Origin of the sequence: Rhizobium sp. N621 (assembly GCF_001664325.1) — a bacterium.
Classification (GTDB): Bacteria; Pseudomonadota; Alphaproteobacteria; order Rhizobiales; family Rhizobiaceae; genus Rhizobium; species Rhizobium esperanzae.
In genome coordinates this window covers 549098-568965 of record NZ_CP013499.1, presented here as the reverse complement: position 1 = coordinate 568965, position 19868 = coordinate 549098, and the positions used below count along the sequence as shown (strand labels likewise).

Sequence of the window (19868 nt, the reverse complement as noted above, 5' to 3'; positions counted from 1 at the left end):
ATCGGGCAGCGGGTTATGTCCGCAATCGCCGCGGGTCTATTCCGCGGCTTCGATGAAGCGGTGGCGTTCGTAGAGGAACTTCAGCACGGCTTCACGGCATTTGAGATATGTCCGGTCGGAGGCGAGTTCGACGCGGTTGCGGGGACGCGGCATGGTGACGTCGAGCACTTCGCCAATGCGGGCCGCCGGGCCGTTGGTCATCATCACGATGCGGTCGGAGAGCAGCACCGCTTCATCGACATCATGGGTGATCATCACCATCGTATTGCCTAGCCGGCTATGGATCTCCATCACCGCATCTTGAAGATGGGCGCGCGTCAAGGCGTCGAGCGCGCCGAAGGGCTCATCGAGCAGCAAGATCTTCGGCTCCATGGCAAGCGCGCGGGCAATGCCGACGCGCTGCTTCATGCCGCCGGAGATTTCCGCGGGCCGCTTGTCTCTCGCATGCGCCATCTGCACGAGGTCGAGATTGGCCATGACCCAGTCATGCCGCTCGGCCTTGGTCTTCGTTCGGCTGAAGACCTTGGAGACGGCGAGATTCACGTTCTCATAGACCGTCAGCCACGGCAGCAGCGAATGGTTCTGAAAGACGACGGCGCGTTCCGGACCCGGTTCGTTGACCTCGCGATTTTCCAGAAGCACGGCGCCTGAAGAAACCGGGGTCAGGCCGGCGATGAGATTGAGCAGGGTGGACTTGCCGCAACCGGAATGGCCGATGATCGAGACGAATTCGCCCTCCGATATCGTCAGGTTGATGTCCTTCAGGACTTCGGCGCGCACGCCGCCGCGATCGAAATGCTTGTCGATATGATCGAGCTTGAGATAGGCGTTCATCGTACGGTCCTCAGTTGGCCATGGCGCCGCGGGTGACGAGTTTGCCGAGCGCGGCCACCAGCTTGTCGAGGGCAAAACCGACGATGCCGATATAGGCGAGCGCGACGATGATGTCGGGAAGGCGCGAGGAGTTCCATGCGTCCCAGATGAAGAAGCCAATGCCGACGCCGCCGGTCAGCATTTCGGCCGCGACGATGGCGAGCCAGGAAAGCCCGACGCCGATCCTGAGGCCGGTGAAGATGTAAGGGGCTGCCGACGGCAGCATGATCTTCCAGAAGAATTCGAACTGGTTGAGCCGCAGCACCTCGGCAACGTTGCGATAATCCTGCGGAATATTGCGGACGCCGACGGCGGTGTTGATGATGACAGGCCAGATTGAGGTGATGAAGATGACGAAGATCGCCGAAGGGTTGGAATCCTGGAAAGCGGCGAGCGACAGCGGCAGCCAGGCGAGCGGCGGCACCGTGCGCAGCACCTGGAAGATCGGATCGAGGCCACGCATCGCCCACACCGATTGGCCGATGATCGCCCCGACGATGACGCCGGCCACCGCGGCGAGCCCAAAGCCATAGGCGACGCGCTGCAGCGAAACCAGCACGCGCCAGCCGAGCCCGATATCCTGGGAGCCGTAGTTGAAAAACGGGTAGGCGATGAGATCGTAGCTATTCTGCCAGACCTGATGCGGCGAAGGCAGAGAGGCGTCCGCCGATGAACAGAGCGCCTGCCAGAGGATGAGGACGAGTGTCAGCACGACGGCGGGCGGGACGATATTTTGAAGTGCGGCCAGCGCCGCACGGCGAAAATCGATCCGCGATCCTTGCTTGCCGGAGAATGACAGAACCTTCGCCGCCGGCTTGGCAGGGGCGGCTATCGAGGGAGTTTCTTTATTTGCCAGGGCGGACATCAGCGCGCTCCTCACGGGAATGGAAGGCCGGCGCGACGGGCGCGCCGGAGGCGGGATCAGGAAACGGCCTTGATCGACAGGCTGTCGAGATAGGCGGAGGGATTTTCAGGATCGAAGACCTTGCCGTCGAAGAAGGTCTCCTTGCCGCGCGACGAGGAGGCGGGAATGTCGGCCGCGGCGACGCCCAGATCCTTGGCGGCCTCGCGCCAGATGTCCTCGCGGTTCACCTGGTTGACCAGAGCCTTGATGTCGGTTGTACCGGGCAGATTTCCCCAGCGGACGTTTTCCGTCATGAACCAGGTGTCGTGGCTCTTGAACGGATAGGAGGCACCGTCCTTCCAGAACTTCATGTAGAGGTCGGTGGCCTTGGCCTCGCGGCCGTTGCCGTAGTTGATGTCGCCCTTCAGGCGGCCGAGCACGTCCTTGGTCGGAACGTTGAACCATTGGCGCTTGCCGAGGATCTCGGCCATCTCCGCCTTGTTGTCCATGCTTTCGCACCATTGCTGCGCCTCCATGACGGCCATCAGCAGGGCCTTGGCGGCATTCGGATTCTTCTCGATCCAGTCGGCGCGCAGGCCGAGCGCCTTTTCGGGATGCCCCTTCCAGAGCTCGCCGGTGGTCGCCGCGGTGAAGCCGATGCCCTGGTTGACGAGCTGCTCGTTCCACGGCTCGCCCACACAGAACACGTCCATATTGCCGACCTTCATGTTGGCGACCATCTGCGGCGGCGGCACGACGATTGTGGACACATCCTTGTTCGGATCGATACCGCCGGCGGCGAGCCAGTAGCGGACCCAGAGGTCGTGGGTGCCGCCCGGGAAGGTCATGGCGGCCTTGACCTCCTTGCCCTCCGCCTTCTTTTTCTCGAAGGCGGCTTTCAGTTTTGAAGCGTCGAGTTGCACGCCGGTTTCGGCATATTCCTTGGCGACCGAGATGCCCTGGCTGTCGAGATTGAGCCGGGCAAGGATCGCCATCGGCACCGGCTTGTTGTTCTGCGTCACCTTGCCTGTCTGCATGAGGTAGGGAAGCGGCGAGAGGATGTGGGCGCCATCGATGCCGTTGGCTGCGCCGCCGAGCACCAGATTGTCGCGCGTCGCGCCCCAGGAGGCCTGCTTGGCGACATCGGTTTCCGGCAGGCCGTGCTTGTCGAAAAGGCCTTTTTCCTTGGCGATGATCAACGGCGCGGAGTCTGTCAGGGCAATAAAGCCGAGCTTGACGCCCGTCACTTCAGGACCCGTCCCGGCTGCGAAGGCGCCGGAGGGAAAGGCAGTCTTGACGGCGCCGATCAGGGCGGCTGCCGCAGTCGTCTTGAGCATGCTGCGGCGGGTGATGCCGGTTGTCGAAATGCCAGTCGTCGAAATCTTTTTCATCTGCAGGTTCCCCTCTGCTTGCTGAGTTCGGACGCAAAAAAAACGCCGCCGGCATCTGCGTTCGGAATGGGAGATCCCGCACAGCAGAAACCTTGCGACGTCGGTGTCGAAGTCGGCGCCTATGCCGCGCCTCTCTGCTCAGTCGCCGTTGACTGGGCGTTTTGGGACTTGCAACCAGCGTGCCAATTCGCAGGAAGGCGAGTAACTGCCGGCAGCAAAACAGGAAAATCGGTAATTTGAGCAATGATTATTTATTGGGCAGTTGTAGAATATGATCATGATTTGTGCGAGTGCGAATGTGTAGCGCACGTGCGAAGCGCCATATTTGTGCAGTGCACATAACTTGGCCACACCTAATTAGGCGGCTCGACCCTATGAGAGGCTGCACGCTCACGTTCATCGGCCGAAGGCATCAAACGGAGCGGTTGCGTTCCAATGCTCTCAATCTGACGAATCGCGACGCAGTGGGAGCCTGAAGGCGTCCCATTGCGCTGATTTTCGCGCCCGGAAAAGTCGTAATTCTTGTTATTTTCCAGTAACTTTTAGTGGAGCTGGCTTGAGATTGAACGCGGAAGTAATTGCGGTGACCGGAGATTTCGAAACCGGAGCGAATGTCTTGGTTTAGTTAACACTAAATTGTCGAATCCGATGGGAGATTTTGCCTTAACCGGCAGCGACCGTCCCAAGAGGAGACCCGCATGAAACGCCCGAGCATCAAGCAAGCACTCATCCTAAAGCTATCCATCATCAGCATGTTCATACTTGGTCTGTCCTACGTCTCGCTGGACACCATTTCCTCGCTTCGCGCAAATGCTGAGCAGGTCGGTACCTTCTGGGTGCATCGGCTGGTGACAGCGCGTGAGATCAAAGCAAACTTTCTTGATCTGAAACTTGCCCACGCCCGGTACTTGCTCGAAGACACCGCGGAGAACGACAAAACCGAAAAGCAGGCGATCGCAGCTGCAGCCGCTGGGCTCGAGACGGTCGTCGGCGAATACGAGAAGGGCGTGCGCACGGAGCGCGGGCGCCAGTTGATCAATCAGATAAAGCCGGAAATCGACAAATATCGCGCGTTGGCGGAGCAAATGATTGCGCTCGAAGATAGCGGCAAGACAGCTGAGGCAGTCCGGCTGTTCAAGGAGAAGATGGAGCCGCAGGCCGAGTTGGTGAACAATGGGGTAGCGGATCTGGTGGCATTCATTCTCAGCCAGACCGAAGGCTTCGTGGCGGCAAGTGATGCTTCCGCGAAATCCGCTTTCATGCTGACTGCTGCGATCGCCTCGCTGGCCTTGCTCGTGGCTATCGCGGGTATCGTCTTTGCGATTTCCGGCATTGCCAATCCGATCCGCAATACGGCGTCCGCCATGAAACGGTTGTCGGCTGGAGATCTCGACAGCGATATTCCTTATGCCGGCCGTGCGGACGAAATCGGTGAAATGGCCGGCGCAGTTGAAGTGTTTCGCCAGAATGCTCTCAACGTTGTCAGGCTTGAGAAGGAGGCTGCCGAATCCCGCAGTGAGAGCGAGGCGGCGCGCGCCGCAGCCCAGCAGCGTGCCGAACGCGAAGCCGAGCAGCTGCGCTTTGCAACGACTACCTTGGGCGGAGGTCTCCGGCGCCTTGCCGCGGGCGACATATCCTTCCAGCTCTCGGAGCGATTTGCCGCTGAATACGAAGCATTGCGCGACGATTTCAATACTTCGCTCCGGCAATTGGGCGCGACGATCGGCGCCGTGCTTCAGACGGTGCACAGCATAGACAATGGCACCGGTGAAATAGCTTCCGGTGCCCAGGACCTATCGAAGCGCACGGAACAACAGGCCGCTTCCCTTGAGGAGACCGCCGCCGCGTTGGACGAGATTACCTCGAATGTCGCGATGGCGACGAAACGCACCGAGGAGGCGCGCAATATCTCTGTGGAAGCCAATGTCAGCGCCCAGCGCTCGGCCACCATCGTGTCGGAGGCGGAGCAGGCCATGCGACGCATCGAGGACAGTTCACAGCAGATTTCCAACATCATTGGCGTCATCGACGAAATTGCTTTCCAGACGAACCTTCTGGCGCTCAACGCCGGTGTCGAGGCAGCGCGCGCAGGTGAGGCAGGAAAGGGTTTTGCGGTGGTTGCACAAGAAGTCCGCGAACTCGCGCAACGAGCCGCGCAGGCGGCCAAGGAAATCAAAGGCCTCATTCAGAAGTCGTCAACCGAAGTCGAGCACGGGGTCAAACTTGTTCTCGAAACCGGGACGTCACTGAAATCGATCGGCGAACGCGTCGCCGAAATTAATCGAGCCATGGACGCGATCGCCACCTCGGCGCGCGAGCAGGCGACCGGGCTTTCCGAGATCAACACCGCCATCAATCACATGGATCAGGCAACCCAGCAGAATGCGGCGATGGTCGAGCAATCGACGGCCGCCGCCTCTTCACTAGCCTCAGAAGCAAGCCGCCTGCGCGAGCTCGTCAATCAGTTCCAATTGGATGGTGACAGAGGCCCAGTGAATGCCCAGTCCAATACGCAAAGCAGCATGCAGGTGGTCGCTCTGCGGCCCGCGATGCGAAGGTAAATTTGAGGCCGTGGTACGTCTCGTCAGTTTGAAGGGAAGACTCCCCTGATGAGAAGAATGGGCGCAGCTTCAGGCTGTGCTGCTGTGGACAAAGAGGTTCCGGAGGAAGCTCTTTGTTCACAGGCTGCCCTGGTCCGACGCCGGACATTGCTCGGCCTTCGGCGAATTTGGGATCTGCAGCGGTCGGATTGCCGCCGGCGGGTTACTCTCGATTAGCACTCTTTAAAATGTTCGATGCGACATTCGGGCGAACGAAACAGCGAGATCGCCTTGAGCAACAAACGATCCAGGACAAATGTCGAGCTTGAGAACCTGCTTCGCCAGCTTGGACTGGCCCTTGAAGCCTCCGGGATTGGGATTTGGCAGCACAACATCCCCAAAAACCAGACGCGATGGGATGAACAGCTCAAATTGATCTATGGCGTTCCGAAAGCGCCGCTCGATGTCATCTGGCTCGACAGTATCCACCCCGACGACCTGGTGCCGACAAACGAAATATTTCTGCGCGCGATCGAAACCAAATCGGATTATGCGTCCGAGTTTCGCATCATTCGGCCGGATGGAGCGACCCGCTATCTGCGTTCGCGTGCTCGTTATTTCGTCGATGCCGCCGGCGACCCATGCTTTGTGGGCGCCGAATGGGATGTGACGGACGACGTGCTTCTCAACAAGGAACTGGAGAGGAGCCGGGCGGAGGCGCGGTTCGCGGCCGACCACGATCACCTCACCGGTCTGTTGAACCGGCGCAGCTTCGATTTCGCCCTGTCCGAACTTGCCGGGCAGGAGAGCGTCAAGGTTGCGCTTCTTCATATCGACGTGGACCATTTCAAGGAGATCAACGACGGCTTCGGGCATGCGGTCGGCGACCTCGTTCTCTGTCATGTCGGTAAAATTCTGCTGGAGGCCATTTCAGCCGGTGACGTCGCGGCACGGCTCGGCGGCGACGAATTCGCTGTCGTCATCACCGAGGACGAGTGCGACAAGACGATAGCTGTGCTCGATCATATTCAGAGACGTCTGGAAAGCCCACTTCCTGTCGGCGATCAGACGCTCATCGTGCAGTGCTCGATTGGCGTTGCCAGCGCCATGAGCGCCGATTTCGCCAGACTGCTCTCCCAATCCGATCTGGCGCTGTACCATGCCAAACGCAACGGCCGGAATCGGGCCGAGATTTTTTCCGACGAAATGGCGTCGACGCTGGCGAACGAAAGGCAGCTGGCCCAGGATCTGCGGTCCGGGCTGGCGCTCGGCCAGATCCGCCCATTCTACCAGGTGCAGGTCGATGCCAAATCTTTCCGGGTGAACGGTGTCGAAGCTCTGGCGCGGTGGCATCATCCCACTCGAGGAATTCTCGCCCCGGCGCATTTCCTGTCCATCGCCTCGTCGAATGGACTGGTTGCAGAGCTTGACGACGTCGTTCTGAAGGCTGTCCTGTCGGACATGAAATCATCGGCGCTGCTCGAAGGCATCCGTGTGTCCGTCAATCTGTCCGCCGATCGTCTCGACGATCCCGAGCTGGCGGCGAAGCTCGACGGCTATGACATCCCGTCCGGTCGATTGAGCTCCGAGCTGATCGAGACGATATTCCTGGACAGCCTGAGTGATCAGGTGCGGCAGAACATCGAGGCGATCAAGTCTTTCGGTATCGACATCGAAATCGACGATCTCGGGTCCGGACACGCTTCCTTGCTGGGTTTGCTCGAGCTGCGGCCGGATCGGGTCAAGATCGATCGCCAGCTGGTGACGCCGATCCTGCAATCGGTGCCCAGCCGCCGGCTGGTCGGCTCATTGGTCGACATAGCGCGGGCGCTGGATATGGAGGTGATTGCCGAAGGCGTGGAAACGCTCGAGCATGCCAACGTGCTCGCCGCGCTCGGCGTCCACACCCTCCAGGGTTATGCGTTCGGACGACCGCAGTCGTTTGCCGAACTGTCGGCGCGTTTGGAGCAGGAGATATTCGATTGCGAGCGGGCCGACGTTGTTGGGGCCAGTCGATAACGAGTGGTTCTGCGCTTTGCTTAAAAGCGGAGCCGCTTTAGCTTGCTTTCCAGTTCGCATTATTGGGGATTGACCGCTGAGGCACGACGACCTGGATGATGGACGGAGTGTTCAGGTTTTCTTTTGCGGCGTTCATGGCGTCCTGCAGTTCGCCATAGGTGTCCACTTTCCAGCCCCGGCAGCCAAAGACCTCTGCCAACTTGCTGTAATTCCATCGGTGCAGGATGCAGGAATTGTAGAACGGCTTGTTACCATGGAAAACCGACGCATCGGCAAGCCATTGCTCCACGCCATAGACGCCGTTGTCCATCACGAAGATGATCGGGTTGAGATTGAAACGGGTTTGTGTCGAGAGGCATTGGGCGGTCATCTGAAACCCGCCATCTCCGGCAAAGACCAGCAGCCTCTGTTTAGCTTGCTTCGCCAGCGAAACCCCGGTCGCGGCCGGGCCGATATAACCGATCGCCGAATAGGATGATTGGACGATGAAACCGCGGCGAGCCCCCACTTCAAGAAGCAGGCTCCCGAAATAATTCAAACTGGCGTCGGCACCAACGATTGTATTTCCGTCGATCTGCTGCTGAATGAAATCGTAGAAGCCCTGATAGGTGATTTCGCCTGTCGGATTCACGATCGGCGCCTGTCGGGCCGTTTTCGCCGGTAGGCTTTGGGCTTTGCATGTCAGCCTTTTGTCGATCAAGCCGTTGACGAGATCCGCCAACGAAACCTGTGCGTTGAAGATCGTGCCATATTTCACGGTATCCCATGAGGCGAATGCGGTTTTGTTGAGATCGATAGGCCAGCCCAAATCGTTGATATCGGTCAACCAGACGCCCAGCGCCAATACGAAGTCGGAGTCTTTGACCATAGACTGGACATAGGGTGACGACGATTGGCCATCGAACACCCCGGCAAATTGGACATCGTCTTCCGACAGGATGGCCTTGCTCAGAAGCTCGGTCACGTAGGGAATTTTGAGGTCCCGGATAAGCCGCTCCGCCTGGTCGTGAAGGCCGAACCGGTCGATCTCGACACCGATCCAGATCAGCGGTTTGGTGGCATTCTGCAATCTTTCGCTGATTTGCGCGATCGACTGATTGAGACTGTCCTCGTCGGATATGTCAGGCGCCGCTTTCAATGCATTCGACGGACGCGTGCATTCCAGGTCGACCATATCCTCCAGCAACTCGATATAGACCGGACGTCTTTCCGTGATGCACTGTGTCAGCGCATAATCTATCAGCATTGGCGCAAGATGAGGGCTGTCTATGCGGACGGTAGCGGCGGTTATGTATTCGAACACCTGACGATCCGTTTCGCGCCCGCTGATGAAGTGGTGCGAACTATAGCCGGTTTGTTCGAATCTCAGCGTTTTCTGGATACTTGGCGCACCGTTGATCAGGACGACCGGCACTTTCTCGACGTAGGATCCGGCGATCGCATTTGTCGCACAAAGCGAGCCTGCGGAATAGGTGACGCACAGCGCGCCAATTCCTTTCAGTCTCGCATAGCCGTCGGCCGCATAACCGGCATTCAGTTCATTCACCTCTTCGATGACCTGAATATCGCTTTTCTCGACATAGCTGTTTACCCATTCGATCGAATAATCGCCCGCCACCGAAAACAAGTGTCCCAGGCCCAGTTCGCGAAGCCTGTCGACCAGATATTGTCCAACCGTGTATGTATCGCCCATGTTCCAGCGGCTCCCCTGTTGACGAGAATTGACGAATATTAGAACTCGCTCGCGTTATCGAATAAGCGCGGTATGTATATGTCGAATATTCCGGGGCATTTTCGTTCTGGAAATCTTTCCAGCAGGAAGCGCTTGAAAGCATCATTGGTGAGTCCGTTGCCGGCGGCCTCTATGGCGACGGACAAATACTCTATATTTTTGGCAACCTCGTTTTTGTCAGCCGGAAAGCCGTGACCGGGAAGGAACAGCTCATAGTCGGACAGCAGCATGCCCTGCAAAACCCCGATCCAATGTTCCATGTATTTCGTCAGATAAAGGTGCGTTCCGCTGTAGATCAGGTCTTGGGCAATAAAAACGCCGACATCAGGAAGACCTATGGTGAGGAGAAAATCGATCTCCGTATCAACGACTTCATCAAATACGTATTTGACTCCGTCGATGATCTCGTGGCCGGCGCGGACGGTTTTTTCGGGAATTACCAAGGTCTTCGGAGCGAGGTTGCCCAGTTTCCAATGGTCATTCAGGGAATCCTGGCCATGCTGCCTCAGGAACTCCTTCGTTTCCGACAGTGCATGAATCGGAATGTCGCTGAATGCGGCTCCCAGGCCGAACCAATGGTCCGGGTGCCTGTGCGATAGGTAAATCCGGTCGATCTCCTTGCCGAGACTGTCGGCATAGGCCCTGAATTGCAGCGCATAGGGGACGAGGAATTGCCCATCGACAAGAACAAGCTTGTTCCTGCTTTCGATGATGTGCGTCGCGTTGGCGATATTGTCATCCGTGAAAGCCGAAATGAACGTGTGAATACGGACATCGCCTGCTCGCCTGACGATTTTGATGGGATCCGGCAATTGCGCCACCATAGGTATCTCCCTGATTGAAAGGTCGTTTGCTGAGATTTGACGTTCACCCGGGCATGGCGGAGACTTGGTTCCCCAGCATTCGCGGGCTGTTTCCACCATTTACGCGCCGGAGCGCCATCACGAATGAGATCGACGGCCGTGGGACGCGATCTTTTCCTCCAATGTCCTCAGGGCGGCGCGCGCAACGTCGTAGGCGCTGTCGACATCAGCCTCCGGCGCGTCCTCGCCGGGCCGCCAGAAACGTCTGCGCGTCATTCGCATCGAGCTCTCGAAGGGGGGAATCGCGTTGAAGACTTCGACGAGATACGGGCCGGAATAGACCGGTTCGATTTCGTCCAGCATGATCTCCCAGGGAATCCAGCTATCTCTGACAGCGCCCCGGTCCGGCGCTGAGATATGAACGTAATTCAGCCGGCTCTGCTGTGCTGCCCGGGCGACGTTTTTCCTGAAGATTGCCGGCCCCTGGCTTTCCATCACGACCTGGGCTGTATCGATCGTGACGCCACCGACCGGAATGTCGGCGCTTTCGAGAAAATCCAGCGCTTCCGAGACCATTGTCGGCCCTGGCGTTTCCCAATTCTTGACGGGTTCGATGGCGAGCTTCACCCTCTTCTCGGCAGAATATTGCGCCAATTCCCGGAAGATGGAGGCCGCCGCCGCATATCGTGGCTTCATCCAATCCTGAAGCGCGTCGCTCCAGATCCCATCGCCGTCATCCGTCAGCGGAAAGACACCATAGGGGTACAGGAATGGCCCCGACATGATCGTATTCTCCCCGCCCAGCACCGAGGTGATGTCGACGCGGGATTTGAGATAGGACAAAGCCTGCTTGCGCTGTTCCTCGTAGGGCGAGGTCGGATCGAAGCTTCGCGTGGTCCCCACATTGGTGGTGAACCTCACATCCCGGAAGCCGGCCCGATCGAACGCTCGTCTGAGGCTGATATAGCTTTCGACCTCAGCGTGATGATCGGCATGAACCGGTCCCGGGGCGATATGCACATCGAAGCCGGTGTAGCCGATCTCGGTGAGAGCTTTCAGATGCCTGACGAGAACCTCGGTATAGCCCGCGTCATTGGGCTTCAAATCCGCTGTAAACATAAAGAAGCTGAAATATATATCTCGCCTGCGTGCCTCTTCCATCTTCATCGCTCCAGCTGTGGCTATCCAGTAATGCGTGGTTCAGGATGATGTCTCGCCCGGCATTGTGATGAGGCGAGATCCGTCCCCGCCTCCCTCACATTGCCATCGGGCTGAAACAAACGGCCGGCGCCGGGCTACCATCCAAGCAGCTTGCGCAGATATTCGCGGCCCATTTTCGCGTATTGCAGCGGATTGGCCTTGGCCGGGTCCTGCTCTGCCTCGATGCAGATCCACCCGGCGAAATCCGCCTCGGCCAACGCATCGAGGATTTCCGGAAAGGTCTCGATGGAGCCGTCGCCCGGAACGGTGAATATCCCCGCCTCGATCCCTTGCTGGAAGGACAATTCTCCCTTGTGAATGTTCGTGACCACCTCGCCGCGAATGTCTTTGAGGTGAACATGCTTGATGCGGTGGGCGTATTTTCTGGCCAGCGCCAGCGGATCAACGCCGGCAGCCGCCTGGTGCGCGGTATCGAGAAGCATGTTGACCAGGCGAGGATCGGTCTCGTCCATGAGCCGGTGGATCGCTTCCGTCTTCATCACCCCGGTTCCGAGATGCGGGTGATAGCAGAGCCGGCGGTTGCGGGCCCTGGCTTTCTCGCCGGCTGCATGCAGGCCTTCGATCAGCTGTTTCCACTGGTCCTCGGAGAATTCGGGGCAATTGGGAAACAGGGCGACCGGAAGCGGATTGACCGCTCCGCCAAACTCGGAGACGACGAGATCTGCCCTGCGCGGATCGTCGCTGCCGCCTTCCATGGCTTCGAGGAAGTCGAGCTGAGCATCGACGCTTTCAAGCGTGTGACGATTCATCGCCTTGATGGTGAAGTAAGTGCTCACCCAAGGCTCGGAAATCCGCAACCCCCTGAGTTCGAGGACGGGGCGCAAGATTTTCGGATCCGTCGGATATTTATGGCCAACGCCGCACCCGACATAGCCGGCGAGCGCCATTTCACTCAGAGCCTGCTCGTAGGGGATGCCGATGTCGATATTGATGAAATCGTCATTCCACCAGAGCGTGGGGATGACGCCGAGCCAGACCTTAGCGGGCGTCAGTCGATGCAGATAATTCGTCATGGCGTGGATCCAGTTCTTTGAGGACAAGCGGAATTGGCGTCAGGGCAGGTCTTGGAACGGGGGCGGGAGCCGGAATTTTCGGCGGAAAGGCCCAGGAGCCGAAACCCTGCCCCTTGGCGCCCGCAGGGTGGGCTCCGATCGCCTTCCAGAGCAGACCCTCGATGTAAGCATCGGGAGAAACGACGAAGGTGGTATTCGCAGGCCTGGGGCCAAAGCGCTCCGTCCAGGCGGTGGACAGCTCGAACCAGGTGCCGGAATACCAGAGCTTGATCAGCGCGCGGGCCACCTCTCCCAGCAATTCATTGCCGAGAATGGTCGTGCGCATGGCGCGGATACGGGCCTCGCTTTCCGGCGGTGGCAGGGCGGTGAAAGCGGCCAGCAGTGCGTCGGTGATCTCGCTGCCGACCACCGTGTCGAGCGTGGCGAGATAGCGTTCTGCCAGGCCGGTTCCCAGAAGATCGAAGTAGGAGAAGGCCGTCAATTCGACGGAAAGACCCAGAAATGGCTCGAAACGGCTGCTCATGCGGTCACCTCCGCCTGCCGGGTGACGACTGGCTGTTTGATACCGGGGATCTCATAGGTGGGGCTGCCATTCTTATTGGGATGCCCCGGCAGCGGATTGCGGATGAGTTCGAGGATCATGTTGCGGAATTCGAACATCATCGGAACGGCCTCCAGCAGCAGGTTTGGCTGGCCGTTATAGGCACGCGTCAAAAGCTGGAGAAATTCGCCATAGCGCGTGTTGAAGGCGATCGCCGCCTCACGCAGTTCCGAACCTTCGAGTATGTCCCCCACTTTCAGGTTCTCTTTTATGGGATAGGCGCCCTCCCAATCGACCTGCAGGTGCGGACCCGTGGGCTGGCCGGGCTGGTCGCCCTTCTGGTAGTAGCGGCCTTTGACCAGTTCCTCGAAACGATAGTAATGGGCCAGTTCGTGGTCGTCATCGTCGTAGATACCGCCGCCGTCGCCTTCGCCCTGTTCGATGATGAGCTCGAGCGCTTCCTGGGCACTTTTAAGATCGGTCACCGGAAACAGCTCGCCGCCGCCGGAGTAATAATATTCCGAGGTGATCTGGCGCGACCTGTCGCCGGTAAAGATGGTTGTGCCCGCCTCATTCGCTTCGGCTTCCAGGTATTTGATGCCTTCCGCGATGGCCGAGTAGAACTCGCCGATACTGTAGAAATGGAGGTCCTCATGTCTCGGATGGCTGGCGAGCGCGGTGATACCAGCGGGAGTTTTGCGGTGCATCAGGCCCTTGCCGACGAGATGTTCAGGACGCTGGGCCCGCCGCTCGATTTTCAGGAAAGTCGCCAGCGCCTCACGGCCGAATGCCTGGATGCTGACCTTGAAATCGGTCTCGCCGTCCGGCAGGGCGGCCGGATAGCTGGCTACGAAGTCCGGCCTGACAAGATCCGGCTTGCCGCCGATGGCATTGAGAATATTGGCCGCGATCGTCAGATGCAGCATTTCTTCCACGACGATTACGCGCAGAACCTGGGTTGCGTCCTGGTTGACGCCGGGCTTGATCGAGTAAAGCGCCGTCAGATACGGCGGAATCGTCGCATGTTCGAGCTGCATCGCCCGGTAGAGAAACTCTTTCAGCTCATCGAGCGTCTTGATACTATAGGAATCCATGCTCATGCTCCGTGAAAGATAAGTTGGGTGCACCGGCCTGCTTGCATCGAACCCATAGGTTCGTTCCGCGCCGGATACCGGTCTTCGTTCAATGCAGAGACGTCAGAATGTCGCGACCGCTTCGGAAGCACATGGCGGCCAGCGTCAAGGTGACATTGGCCGTGCCGATTGTCGGCATGCTGCCGCCGCCCACAAGATAGAGATTTTCGTGGTCCCAGCTGCGCTGGTTCTTGTCCACGACGGAATTGGTCTTCGTCGTTCCCATGATATGGGTGCCGGCCAGATGATTGCCGCCGCGGATCGCATAGCCATGTCCCTCATAGGCCACATAGCCGTAATCGCTGGGGTCGTAACGGGTATGGTCCTGCGCGCCGAGGCGAGTAAAGACAGTGCGCGCAAACTGGCGGCCATAGGCGGCACCCTTCATGGTATATTCCGGAACCGTGAAGGACAGGATGGGCCGCATGTTGCCCAGAGCATCGGTATATTGCGGATCCACCGTGATGCGGTTGCTTTCGACGGGCATGACCTCGATCATGAACGCCAGCAGCAACTGCCGCGAAACCTGGTCGACCATGCCGCGCCGAAGATCCGCGCCGTAGAGGTTGCGATCATCCACCAGTTCCAGAAGGTCGGAGGTCGGCGCACCCGTGGCCCAGCCCCAGCCGTCATTATGGATATCGATGGCGAAGGCGGCCTGCTTTTCCCGGAAATGGCCGTCCCGCAGGTCGACGATACCGCCCGTCGAACTGGTTCCCCGCATCGTGCCGCAGATCTCAGGCATCAGCGCCCAGTTCAGCAGGTAGGCGTGGTCCATCAGATTGCGTCCGACAAGACCGCTGGTGCTGCGCAGGCCGGAGGCCAGCATAAGACGCGCGGTTTCGATGGCGCCTGCCGCAAGCACGAAAACCTTGCCCTTGACGGTGATGGTCTCGTGAGCCGGTGAGGCCGGGTCCTTGTAAATCTTGACCTCGAGGGAGCGGACTTTCCCGCTATCCGGATCGATGTTGACCTTCGATGCGACCGCCTGCGGCAGCAGTTCGACAAGCCGCTCGCCGCCTTTCCCGTTTACCGCGAACGCCTTGGCAAGCGTTTTGCCGGAGTGGTAGCGCGCTTGCACGGGACAGAGCGGTACGCAGTTGGTGTTGCCCTGGCACCGGCCGCCCTCTTCGACCTGATGCGTATCAACGGCGCCGATTGGACGGTAGCCCTTCCCACCGTCATAGGCTGGGTTCGGTATGCCATTGCGCCCCTGCGGATAGGGCCTGACCTTCAGGGGATAGGTCTTGTCGTAAAGTTCGACACTGGTGCCTTCGATGCCCTTGTTGACCTGCTGATCCAGATAGGAAAGCGGCAGGCCGCGCATGGGAAAGACATAGTCGTCCGGGAAGGTCTGCCCGAGATATTGCTGATCTTCGACATTCGCCGATACGCCGATTTCCCGCTCGGCGAGGCGGTAATCCTCCTCGACTTCCTCAAAGCTCAGCGGCCAGTCCAGCCCGTGGCCGAAAAGCGTGCGCGTCTTGAAATCCGAGCGAAGCAGGCGGGGCGTTTTCGCCTCCCAGTGCATGGTCGTTCCGCCGAAAATACGGGTATATACCGTATCACTGACATAAGGGCCGGATTGAACGATGTAGTTCGAACTATCGGTTTCTCCCGCCTGCAGCTTGCGAAGCTGCGGGCTGCGGGGTATGGCCGCGTTCGCATTCAGCGGAAAGGGCGACTGGTTGTCCTTGGAGGCTGCCGAATAGAAAGTCGTCAGCAGATTGTCATAGCCTGCCAGAGTGACATTGGAACCCGTTCCGGCTTCAAGGATAAGGACACGTTTGCCCGCTTCCGCAGCCTGCTTGGCAATGATTGCTCCGGAAATGCCGCTGCCGACGATCACGATGTCGTAGTCGCCAGACTCTGCGACGGTCTTGGCGTCGGCTCTTATGGCCGATTCGAGGGGAAAAAGCACTTTGGTCCTCCATTAACCCCGGAAAGCCGATCAGGGCTTTGCGGATCATGCGTTCTGGACTCAATCGAGATCAGGCCCTACGGCCTTCAATCGTCATGATTTCGGGCCGCGAGAGTTTCGGGGCTTGGACTTGGCGGCCGGGGCGGCGGCGCGGGCTCTGACTGCCGAGAGGAAGGAGGCATAGCTCCAGGTCAGATTCCGGACGCTTTTCTCGTAGCCAACGGTTCCATCGAACTGTTCGCTCAGTTCATAGTGATCGCTGTGATAGACGATGGCGCGCAGCATGGCGTCAGAGGAAGCCCGCAAAGCAGCCGACGCGTCGGCAGCGCTGCTGGATGCGCCAAGTCCCAGTTCCGCGAAGAAGGGTTCGGAGAACTGATCGAGGGGGATGGCGCCGCTGGCATCGATGGCATTGGCAAGCCGATATTGAAACTCGGCGAAGTTGGCGGTGCACAGAGCCCAGGGATGCCCGCCGGCAACCGGAGCCGCCACATCGCCATCGTAATGGTCGCCTGGATAGCGCCCGAAGAGTGGTCCGAGCCCTTTGGCCGCGTCGGCGCCATTGACCGGGTAATAGTTCGAAGACGAAGGATCGGCCCACTGGCGCCGCAGGATGGCCGCCGTTGCCAGAAGCTTGGTATCGGTTGGCTCGATCCCGCCATAGCAGACCGAAGAGACGATATCGATGTTCGCGTCGTAACCGGCTTGCTCCTGGGCATCCAGAATGCTCACATAGAGCTGCCCGTTCCAGTGGGTTGCCAGCTGGCTTTCCAGCCAGGAGATGGCGTCGGCCACCCCGGCAGGCACCGTAATGCCGATCGTGTTTGTGGAAATTTCCCGGAAAAAGCGGAGCTGTACGGCTCTTGCGAAAAACGAATAGCCCTCATATTCCTCCCAGAGATTTGTGGTCTTGTTCTGGTAAACTTCGAGAAGATAAGCGAGGTTGGCCTGGACCAGTTGTTTGGCGATCGTCTGCGTGGCGCCATCCAGCTGATCGAACAGGGTCAGGATCGCAATCGACTGAATGGCCGGCCCGTCATTCTGCTCCGACCACGGACGAACCTCGCCGGTGATGGTGAAGCAGGCGTGGCCAAGTGTGACGGTGTCGGAATTCTTCGCATTCGCCTGGCAGAGCGCGGCGAAGTTCACGTAGTCGACCAGGCTCGGCAAAACTCCGCCCGGAATGGGTAACAAGCCGGCAAGCGCGATCTCGATGGCAGTAATGGCCCCGTCGCGGACCCAGTTGAAAACATAGTCCTGGTCGACACCCGGCGTGTTCGCTGGATAGGAGGGTGCGGCGATGACGCAGCCCGGGGCCGAAAAGACGCCGGGCGATGTGGGATCCTCGATGACATAGCCATCGCTGGTGATGTTGCGCATCATCAGAAGAGAAAAATAGCGCGACAATGCGACCAGATCCGTCTGCGCGAAGGCAGGCCTCGGTTTGACTGTAGGCGCATTGGCGCCGATATGGGCCGGGTTCGCACCCGTCATTGACTGACTCCAAAGCGCAACTGTCATTGACAGACTCCAAGATCGGTTGAGACTTGCCGGGACCAGATCGACAAAATATTCCGGACCGGATGAGCGAAATATTGCGGCCGAATGGGTGTCGAGAGTGAACACAAGGTCTCTGCGGAGGGCAGGGTGCTTGCCATCTGCCCTCGCTGCAATTGAACCTTTAACTAGAAAGATCGTCGATGATCCGCTGTTTATCAACCTGAAGATGTTGAGCTCAGGTCAAATAATCTTAGAGAATTGCGCCTGGCGTTACGGGTGCTCCGGCGGGATGGATTCAACCAGCCCGACGAGATTGGAGCGTGTTGCCGCAGACCGGTTGCGCAACGCCAGAACCATTTGCAATTCCGTGGCGGAGATCGCGCTGTTCCTATGCCAGTCCATCGTGCCGCGCCCGAGCAGCAGCCAATCGAGGGAGACATCCAGCAGATCGGCGAGCGCACAGGCGCTTTCCAGTGACGTATGTCCGCCATTCTGCCACCGTGAGACGGCGGCGACGGAGACGTCCAGTTCGGCCGCCAGGGCGTGAACTTTCCGGAACTTGCCCCGAGATATCGCCTCTCGAATACGTCTGCCGCGTGCCATGTCGTGGGTCATCAAGAATCCTCCCGTTGGTTGCATTAAAATTGGCAATGCCAAGAGCTTTCAATCGACGAACATCAGAAACTTCTTATGGAAGGGGAAGGCAAAGCCAAGCACCGGTCAACCTGGTGAAATATCCAGATTGCTCCGGCTCGGCTTCCTGTTGTGAAACGTCAGCACATCAGGAGGGACGGATATGTTGCGGATACTCACCAAAGACATGCTCGACACCGATCGACGTGCTTTCGATGAAATGTTTCGGGCTCGCGCCGCCGTTTTTCGCGATCGGCTGGGATGGCAGGTCGATGTCCGGGATCAATGGGAGAGGGACCGATACGACGAGGCCGAAGATCCCGTCTATCTCGTCACGCAACGGACTTCTGGCACGCTGACGGGTTCGCTGCGCCTACTGCCGACTACCGGAGCGACGATGCTCAAAAGCGAGTTCCGGCATTTCTTCGATCAGCCTATCGACGTCGATAGCCCGACGACCTGGGAATGTACCCGCTTTTGCCTTCATCCCCATGCCGGACCCATGGAGCAATCGCGCGCAGTCGCCACGGAGCTGCTCTCCGGGCTTTGCGATCTTGCCCTCGACACCGGTATCGAGAGCATTGTCGGCGTCTATGACGCCGCGATGGTTGCTGTGTACCGAAGGATCGGCTGGAGGCCGATGCCGCTTGCCCGATCCCGGCCCGAGATCGGCAAGCTGTATGTTGGCCTATGGGATGTGACGGCGGACAATTGTCGGACACTGCGGGCCAACCTGTACCGGCTTCTCGAGCAAGCCTCTCCCTATCCTGCCAGAGCCCCTGTCAATGGCGGCATGGGATAGGCTCAGCGCGGTCCCGCCGCCCAGCATAGGATGGATCTCGCGAGTTCTTTAACCTGTTCTTCATGTCGCGTCATGGTTGCTACAAAAAGCTGCTGTTCTCGGTAATCGGGAAATGTTACCGTCGCGAGCAGTTATGAAACCTCGCAACCACGAGTCCATCTCATGCTGAGCAGTTCTCGTTTTTTCTACTGTCTGGACCGGATCTCCGCGGCGCCGACATTGCAGGATCTGGAAACGACGCTGGACGAAGTCCGCCACATCTATGCGATATCGCATATGGTTCTGCATGTGACCCGCTACTCGGGGATGGCGGACAGCAATCCATTGCTGATGCTGACCTACCCGCCCGAGTGGGTGAAGCAATATCGTGACCGGGACTACTTCAGTATCGATCCCGTCGTGCGTCTCGGCCGGCGCGGCTTCCTGCCCGTGGAATGGTCCGCATCAAAATGGGATTCAGGCCGAGCCTATGGCTTCTTCAAGGAGGCGATGGCCTTCGGTGTCGGCCGGCAAGGCGTAACCCTGCCGGTGCGGGGACCTCAGGGGGAGCGATCGCTGTTTACCGTGACGTCCAATCACCCCGACGCCTATTGGCGGCAGTTCCGTATGGATTGCATGCGCGACCTCCAGTTTCTCGCCCATCATCTCCACGACAGGGCCATGGTGCTGGCGGGCATGAGGGAGATTGCGGATGTGCCGCATTTGTCGCGCCGCGAACTGCAATGTCTGGAGATGACGGCCAGCGGCTTTCTGGCAAAGCAGATTTCCGCCCGGTTGTGCATTTCGATCAGTGCGGTGCAGCTCTATCTCGCCTCGGCGCGCCGGAAGCTGACCGTTGCGACCACGAGCGAGGCGGTCGCCAAGGCAACGGCGCTGGAGTTGATCTAGGCTAGCGGATTGGC

At 58.9% G+C, this 19868-nt stretch carries 16 protein-coding genes; 4 read left to right on the top strand and 12 right to left on the bottom strand.

The window, feature by feature from the left end; translation table 11 throughout:
* Positions 1-36: 36 nt before the first annotated feature.
* From AMK00_RS29695 to AMK00_RS29685, 3 genes are read right to left on the bottom strand one after another with little or no spacing between them, the layout of a single operon-like run.
* Positions 37-834 carry an ABC transporter ATP-binding protein gene (locus AMK00_RS29695; RefSeq protein ID WP_064812920.1) on the bottom strand — a complete coding sequence of 266 codons (798 nt, stop codon included), beginning with the start codon at positions 832-834 and terminating at the stop codon, positions 37-39.
* 10 nt (positions 835-844) lie between these two features.
* On the bottom strand, positions 845-1738 hold the full coding sequence (gene ntrB, locus AMK00_RS29690) for a nitrate ABC transporter permease (RefSeq protein ID WP_064812918.1): 894 nt from the start codon (positions 1736-1738) through the stop codon (positions 845-847).
* Between the two features lie 56 nt (positions 1739-1794).
* Positions 1795-3108: a CmpA/NrtA family ABC transporter substrate-binding protein gene (locus AMK00_RS29685; RefSeq protein ID WP_064812916.1), complete on the bottom strand. Its 1314-nt coding sequence runs from the start codon at positions 3106-3108 to the stop codon at positions 1795-1797.
* A gap of 698 nt (positions 3109-3806) precedes the next feature.
* Between AMK00_RS29685 and AMK00_RS29680 the strand changes: the two genes are divergently transcribed.
* Together AMK00_RS29680 and AMK00_RS29675 are read left to right on the top strand one after the other, a co-directional pair.
* Positions 3807-5669 (top strand): HAMP domain-containing methyl-accepting chemotaxis protein, encoded by a 1863-nt coding sequence (locus tag AMK00_RS29680; RefSeq protein ID WP_064812914.1) that lies wholly within the window; start codon positions 3807-3809, stop codon positions 5667-5669.
* A 234-nt stretch (positions 5670-5903) separates the two neighbouring features.
* Positions 5904-7667 (top strand): putative bifunctional diguanylate cyclase/phosphodiesterase, encoded by a 1764-nt coding sequence (locus AMK00_RS29675; RefSeq protein ID WP_064812913.1) that lies wholly within the window; start codon positions 5904-5906, stop codon positions 7665-7667.
* A gap of 37 nt (positions 7668-7704) precedes the next feature.
* Here AMK00_RS29675 and AMK00_RS29670 read toward each other — a convergent pair whose 3' ends face one another.
* The 9 genes from AMK00_RS29670 to AMK00_RS29630 form a co-directional block, all read right to left on the bottom strand.
* Positions 7705-9360 carry an alpha-keto acid decarboxylase family protein gene (locus AMK00_RS29670; RefSeq protein WP_064812911.1) on the bottom strand — a complete coding sequence of 552 codons (1656 nt, stop codon included), beginning with the start codon at positions 9358-9360 and terminating at the stop codon, positions 7705-7707.
* Positions 9361-9398: 38 nt separating this feature from the next.
* Positions 9399-10223: an MBL fold metallo-hydrolase gene (locus AMK00_RS29665; protein WP_064812909.1), complete on the bottom strand. Its 825-nt coding sequence runs from the start codon at positions 10221-10223 to the stop codon at positions 9399-9401.
* 117 nt (positions 10224-10340) lie between these two features.
* Complete coding sequence (locus tag AMK00_RS29660) at positions 10341-11369, bottom strand: sugar phosphate isomerase/epimerase family protein (RefSeq protein ID WP_170965818.1); 1029 nt, start codon at positions 11367-11369, stop codon at positions 10341-10343.
* A gap of 128 nt (positions 11370-11497) precedes the next feature.
* Positions 11498-12436 carry a myo-inosose-2 dehydratase gene (iolE, locus tag AMK00_RS29655; protein WP_064812908.1) on the bottom strand — a complete coding sequence of 313 codons (939 nt, stop codon included), beginning with the start codon at positions 12434-12436 and terminating at the stop codon, positions 11498-11500.
* On the bottom strand, positions 12402-12959 hold the full coding sequence (locus tag AMK00_RS29650; protein ID WP_064812905.1) for a hypothetical protein: 558 nt from the start codon (positions 12957-12959) through the stop codon (positions 12402-12404). The genes iolE and AMK00_RS29650 overlap by 35 nt, the downstream gene beginning before the upstream one ends.
* On the bottom strand, positions 12956-14071 hold the full coding sequence (locus AMK00_RS29645) for a ferritin-like domain-containing protein (protein ID WP_064812903.1): 1116 nt from the start codon (positions 14069-14071) through the stop codon (positions 12956-12958). The genes AMK00_RS29650 and AMK00_RS29645 overlap by 4 nt, the downstream gene beginning before the upstream one ends.
* Before the next feature lie 88 nt (positions 14072-14159).
* On the bottom strand, positions 14160-16031 hold the full coding sequence (locus AMK00_RS29640; protein WP_064812901.1) for a GMC oxidoreductase: 1872 nt from the start codon (positions 16029-16031) through the stop codon (positions 14160-14162).
* Between the two features lie 93 nt (positions 16032-16124).
* Positions 16125-17552, bottom strand: coding sequence for a glycoside hydrolase family 15 protein (locus tag AMK00_RS29635; RefSeq protein ID WP_064812899.1), 1428 nt, complete (start codon positions 17550-17552; stop codon positions 16125-16127).
* Between the two features lie 249 nt (positions 17553-17801).
* Positions 17802-18146: a helix-turn-helix domain-containing protein gene (locus AMK00_RS29630; RefSeq protein ID WP_020919472.1), complete on the bottom strand. Its 345-nt coding sequence runs from the start codon at positions 18144-18146 to the stop codon at positions 17802-17804.
* Between the two features lie 181 nt (positions 18147-18327).
* On the opposite strand from AMK00_RS29630, the gene AMK00_RS29625 reads away from it, so the two are divergent.
* Both AMK00_RS29625 and AMK00_RS29620 read left to right on the top strand, forming a co-directional pair.
* The gene (locus AMK00_RS29625) at positions 18328-18966 is read left to right on the top strand and encodes an acyl-homoserine-lactone synthase (RefSeq protein WP_064812897.1); all 639 of its coding nucleotides are present in this window, start codon (positions 18328-18330) and stop codon (positions 18964-18966) included.
* A 162-nt stretch (positions 18967-19128) separates the two neighbouring features.
* The gene (locus AMK00_RS29620) at positions 19129-19854 is read left to right on the top strand and encodes a helix-turn-helix transcriptional regulator (protein WP_064812895.1); all 726 of its coding nucleotides are present in this window, start codon (positions 19129-19131) and stop codon (positions 19852-19854) included.
* The last annotated feature ends 14 nt before the right edge of the window (positions 19855-19868 follow it).

What these genes read in the sequence shown, in the direction of transcription:
- AMK00_RS29695 (WP_064812920.1), bottom strand. Translation starts at nt 834, where the DNA reads ATGAACGCCTATCTCAAGCTCGATCATATCGACAAGCATTTCGATCGC.
- ntrB (WP_064812918.1), bottom strand. Translation starts at nt 1,738, where the DNA reads ATGTCCGCCCTGGCAAATAAAGAAACTCCCTCGATAGCCGCCCCTGCC.
- AMK00_RS29685 (WP_064812916.1), bottom strand. Translation starts at nt 3,108, where the DNA reads ATGAAAAAGATTTCGACGACTGGCATTTCGACAACCGGCATCACCCGC.
- AMK00_RS29680 (WP_064812914.1), top strand. Translation starts at nt 3,807, where the DNA reads ATGAAACGCCCGAGCATCAAGCAAGCACTCATCCTAAAGCTATCCATC.
- AMK00_RS29675 (WP_064812913.1), top strand. Translation starts at nt 5,904, where the DNA reads ATGCGACATTCGGGCGAACGAAACAGCGAGATCGCCTTGAGCAACAAA.
- AMK00_RS29670 (WP_064812911.1), bottom strand. Translation starts at nt 9,360, where the DNA reads ATGGGCGATACATACACGGTTGGACAATATCTGGTCGACAGGCTTCGC.
- AMK00_RS29665 (WP_064812909.1), bottom strand. Translation starts at nt 10,223, where the DNA reads ATGGTGGCGCAATTGCCGGATCCCATCAAAATCGTCAGGCGAGCAGGC.
- AMK00_RS29660 (WP_170965818.1), bottom strand. Translation starts at nt 11,369, where the DNA reads ATGAAGATGGAAGAGGCACGCAGGCGAGATATATATTTCAGCTTCTTT.
- iolE (WP_064812908.1), bottom strand. Translation starts at nt 12,436, where the DNA reads ATGACGAATTATCTGCATCGACTGACGCCCGCTAAGGTCTGGCTCGGC.
- AMK00_RS29650 (WP_064812905.1), bottom strand. Translation starts at nt 12,959, where the DNA reads ATGAGCAGCCGTTTCGAGCCATTTCTGGGTCTTTCCGTCGAATTGACG.
- AMK00_RS29645 (WP_064812903.1), bottom strand. Translation starts at nt 14,071, where the DNA reads ATGGATTCCTATAGTATCAAGACGCTCGATGAGCTGAAAGAGTTTCTC.
- AMK00_RS29635 (WP_064812899.1), bottom strand. Translation starts at nt 17,552, where the DNA reads ATGACAGTTGCGCTTTGGAGTCAGTCAATGACGGGTGCGAACCCGGCC.
- AMK00_RS29630 (WP_020919472.1), bottom strand. Translation starts at nt 18,146, where the DNA reads ATGACCCACGACATGGCACGCGGCAGACGTATTCGAGAGGCGATATCT.
- AMK00_RS29625 (WP_064812897.1), top strand. Translation starts at nt 18,328, where the DNA reads ATGTTGCGGATACTCACCAAAGACATGCTCGACACCGATCGACGTGCT.
- AMK00_RS29620 (WP_064812895.1), top strand. Translation starts at nt 19,129, where the DNA reads ATGCTGAGCAGTTCTCGTTTTTTCTACTGTCTGGACCGGATCTCCGCG.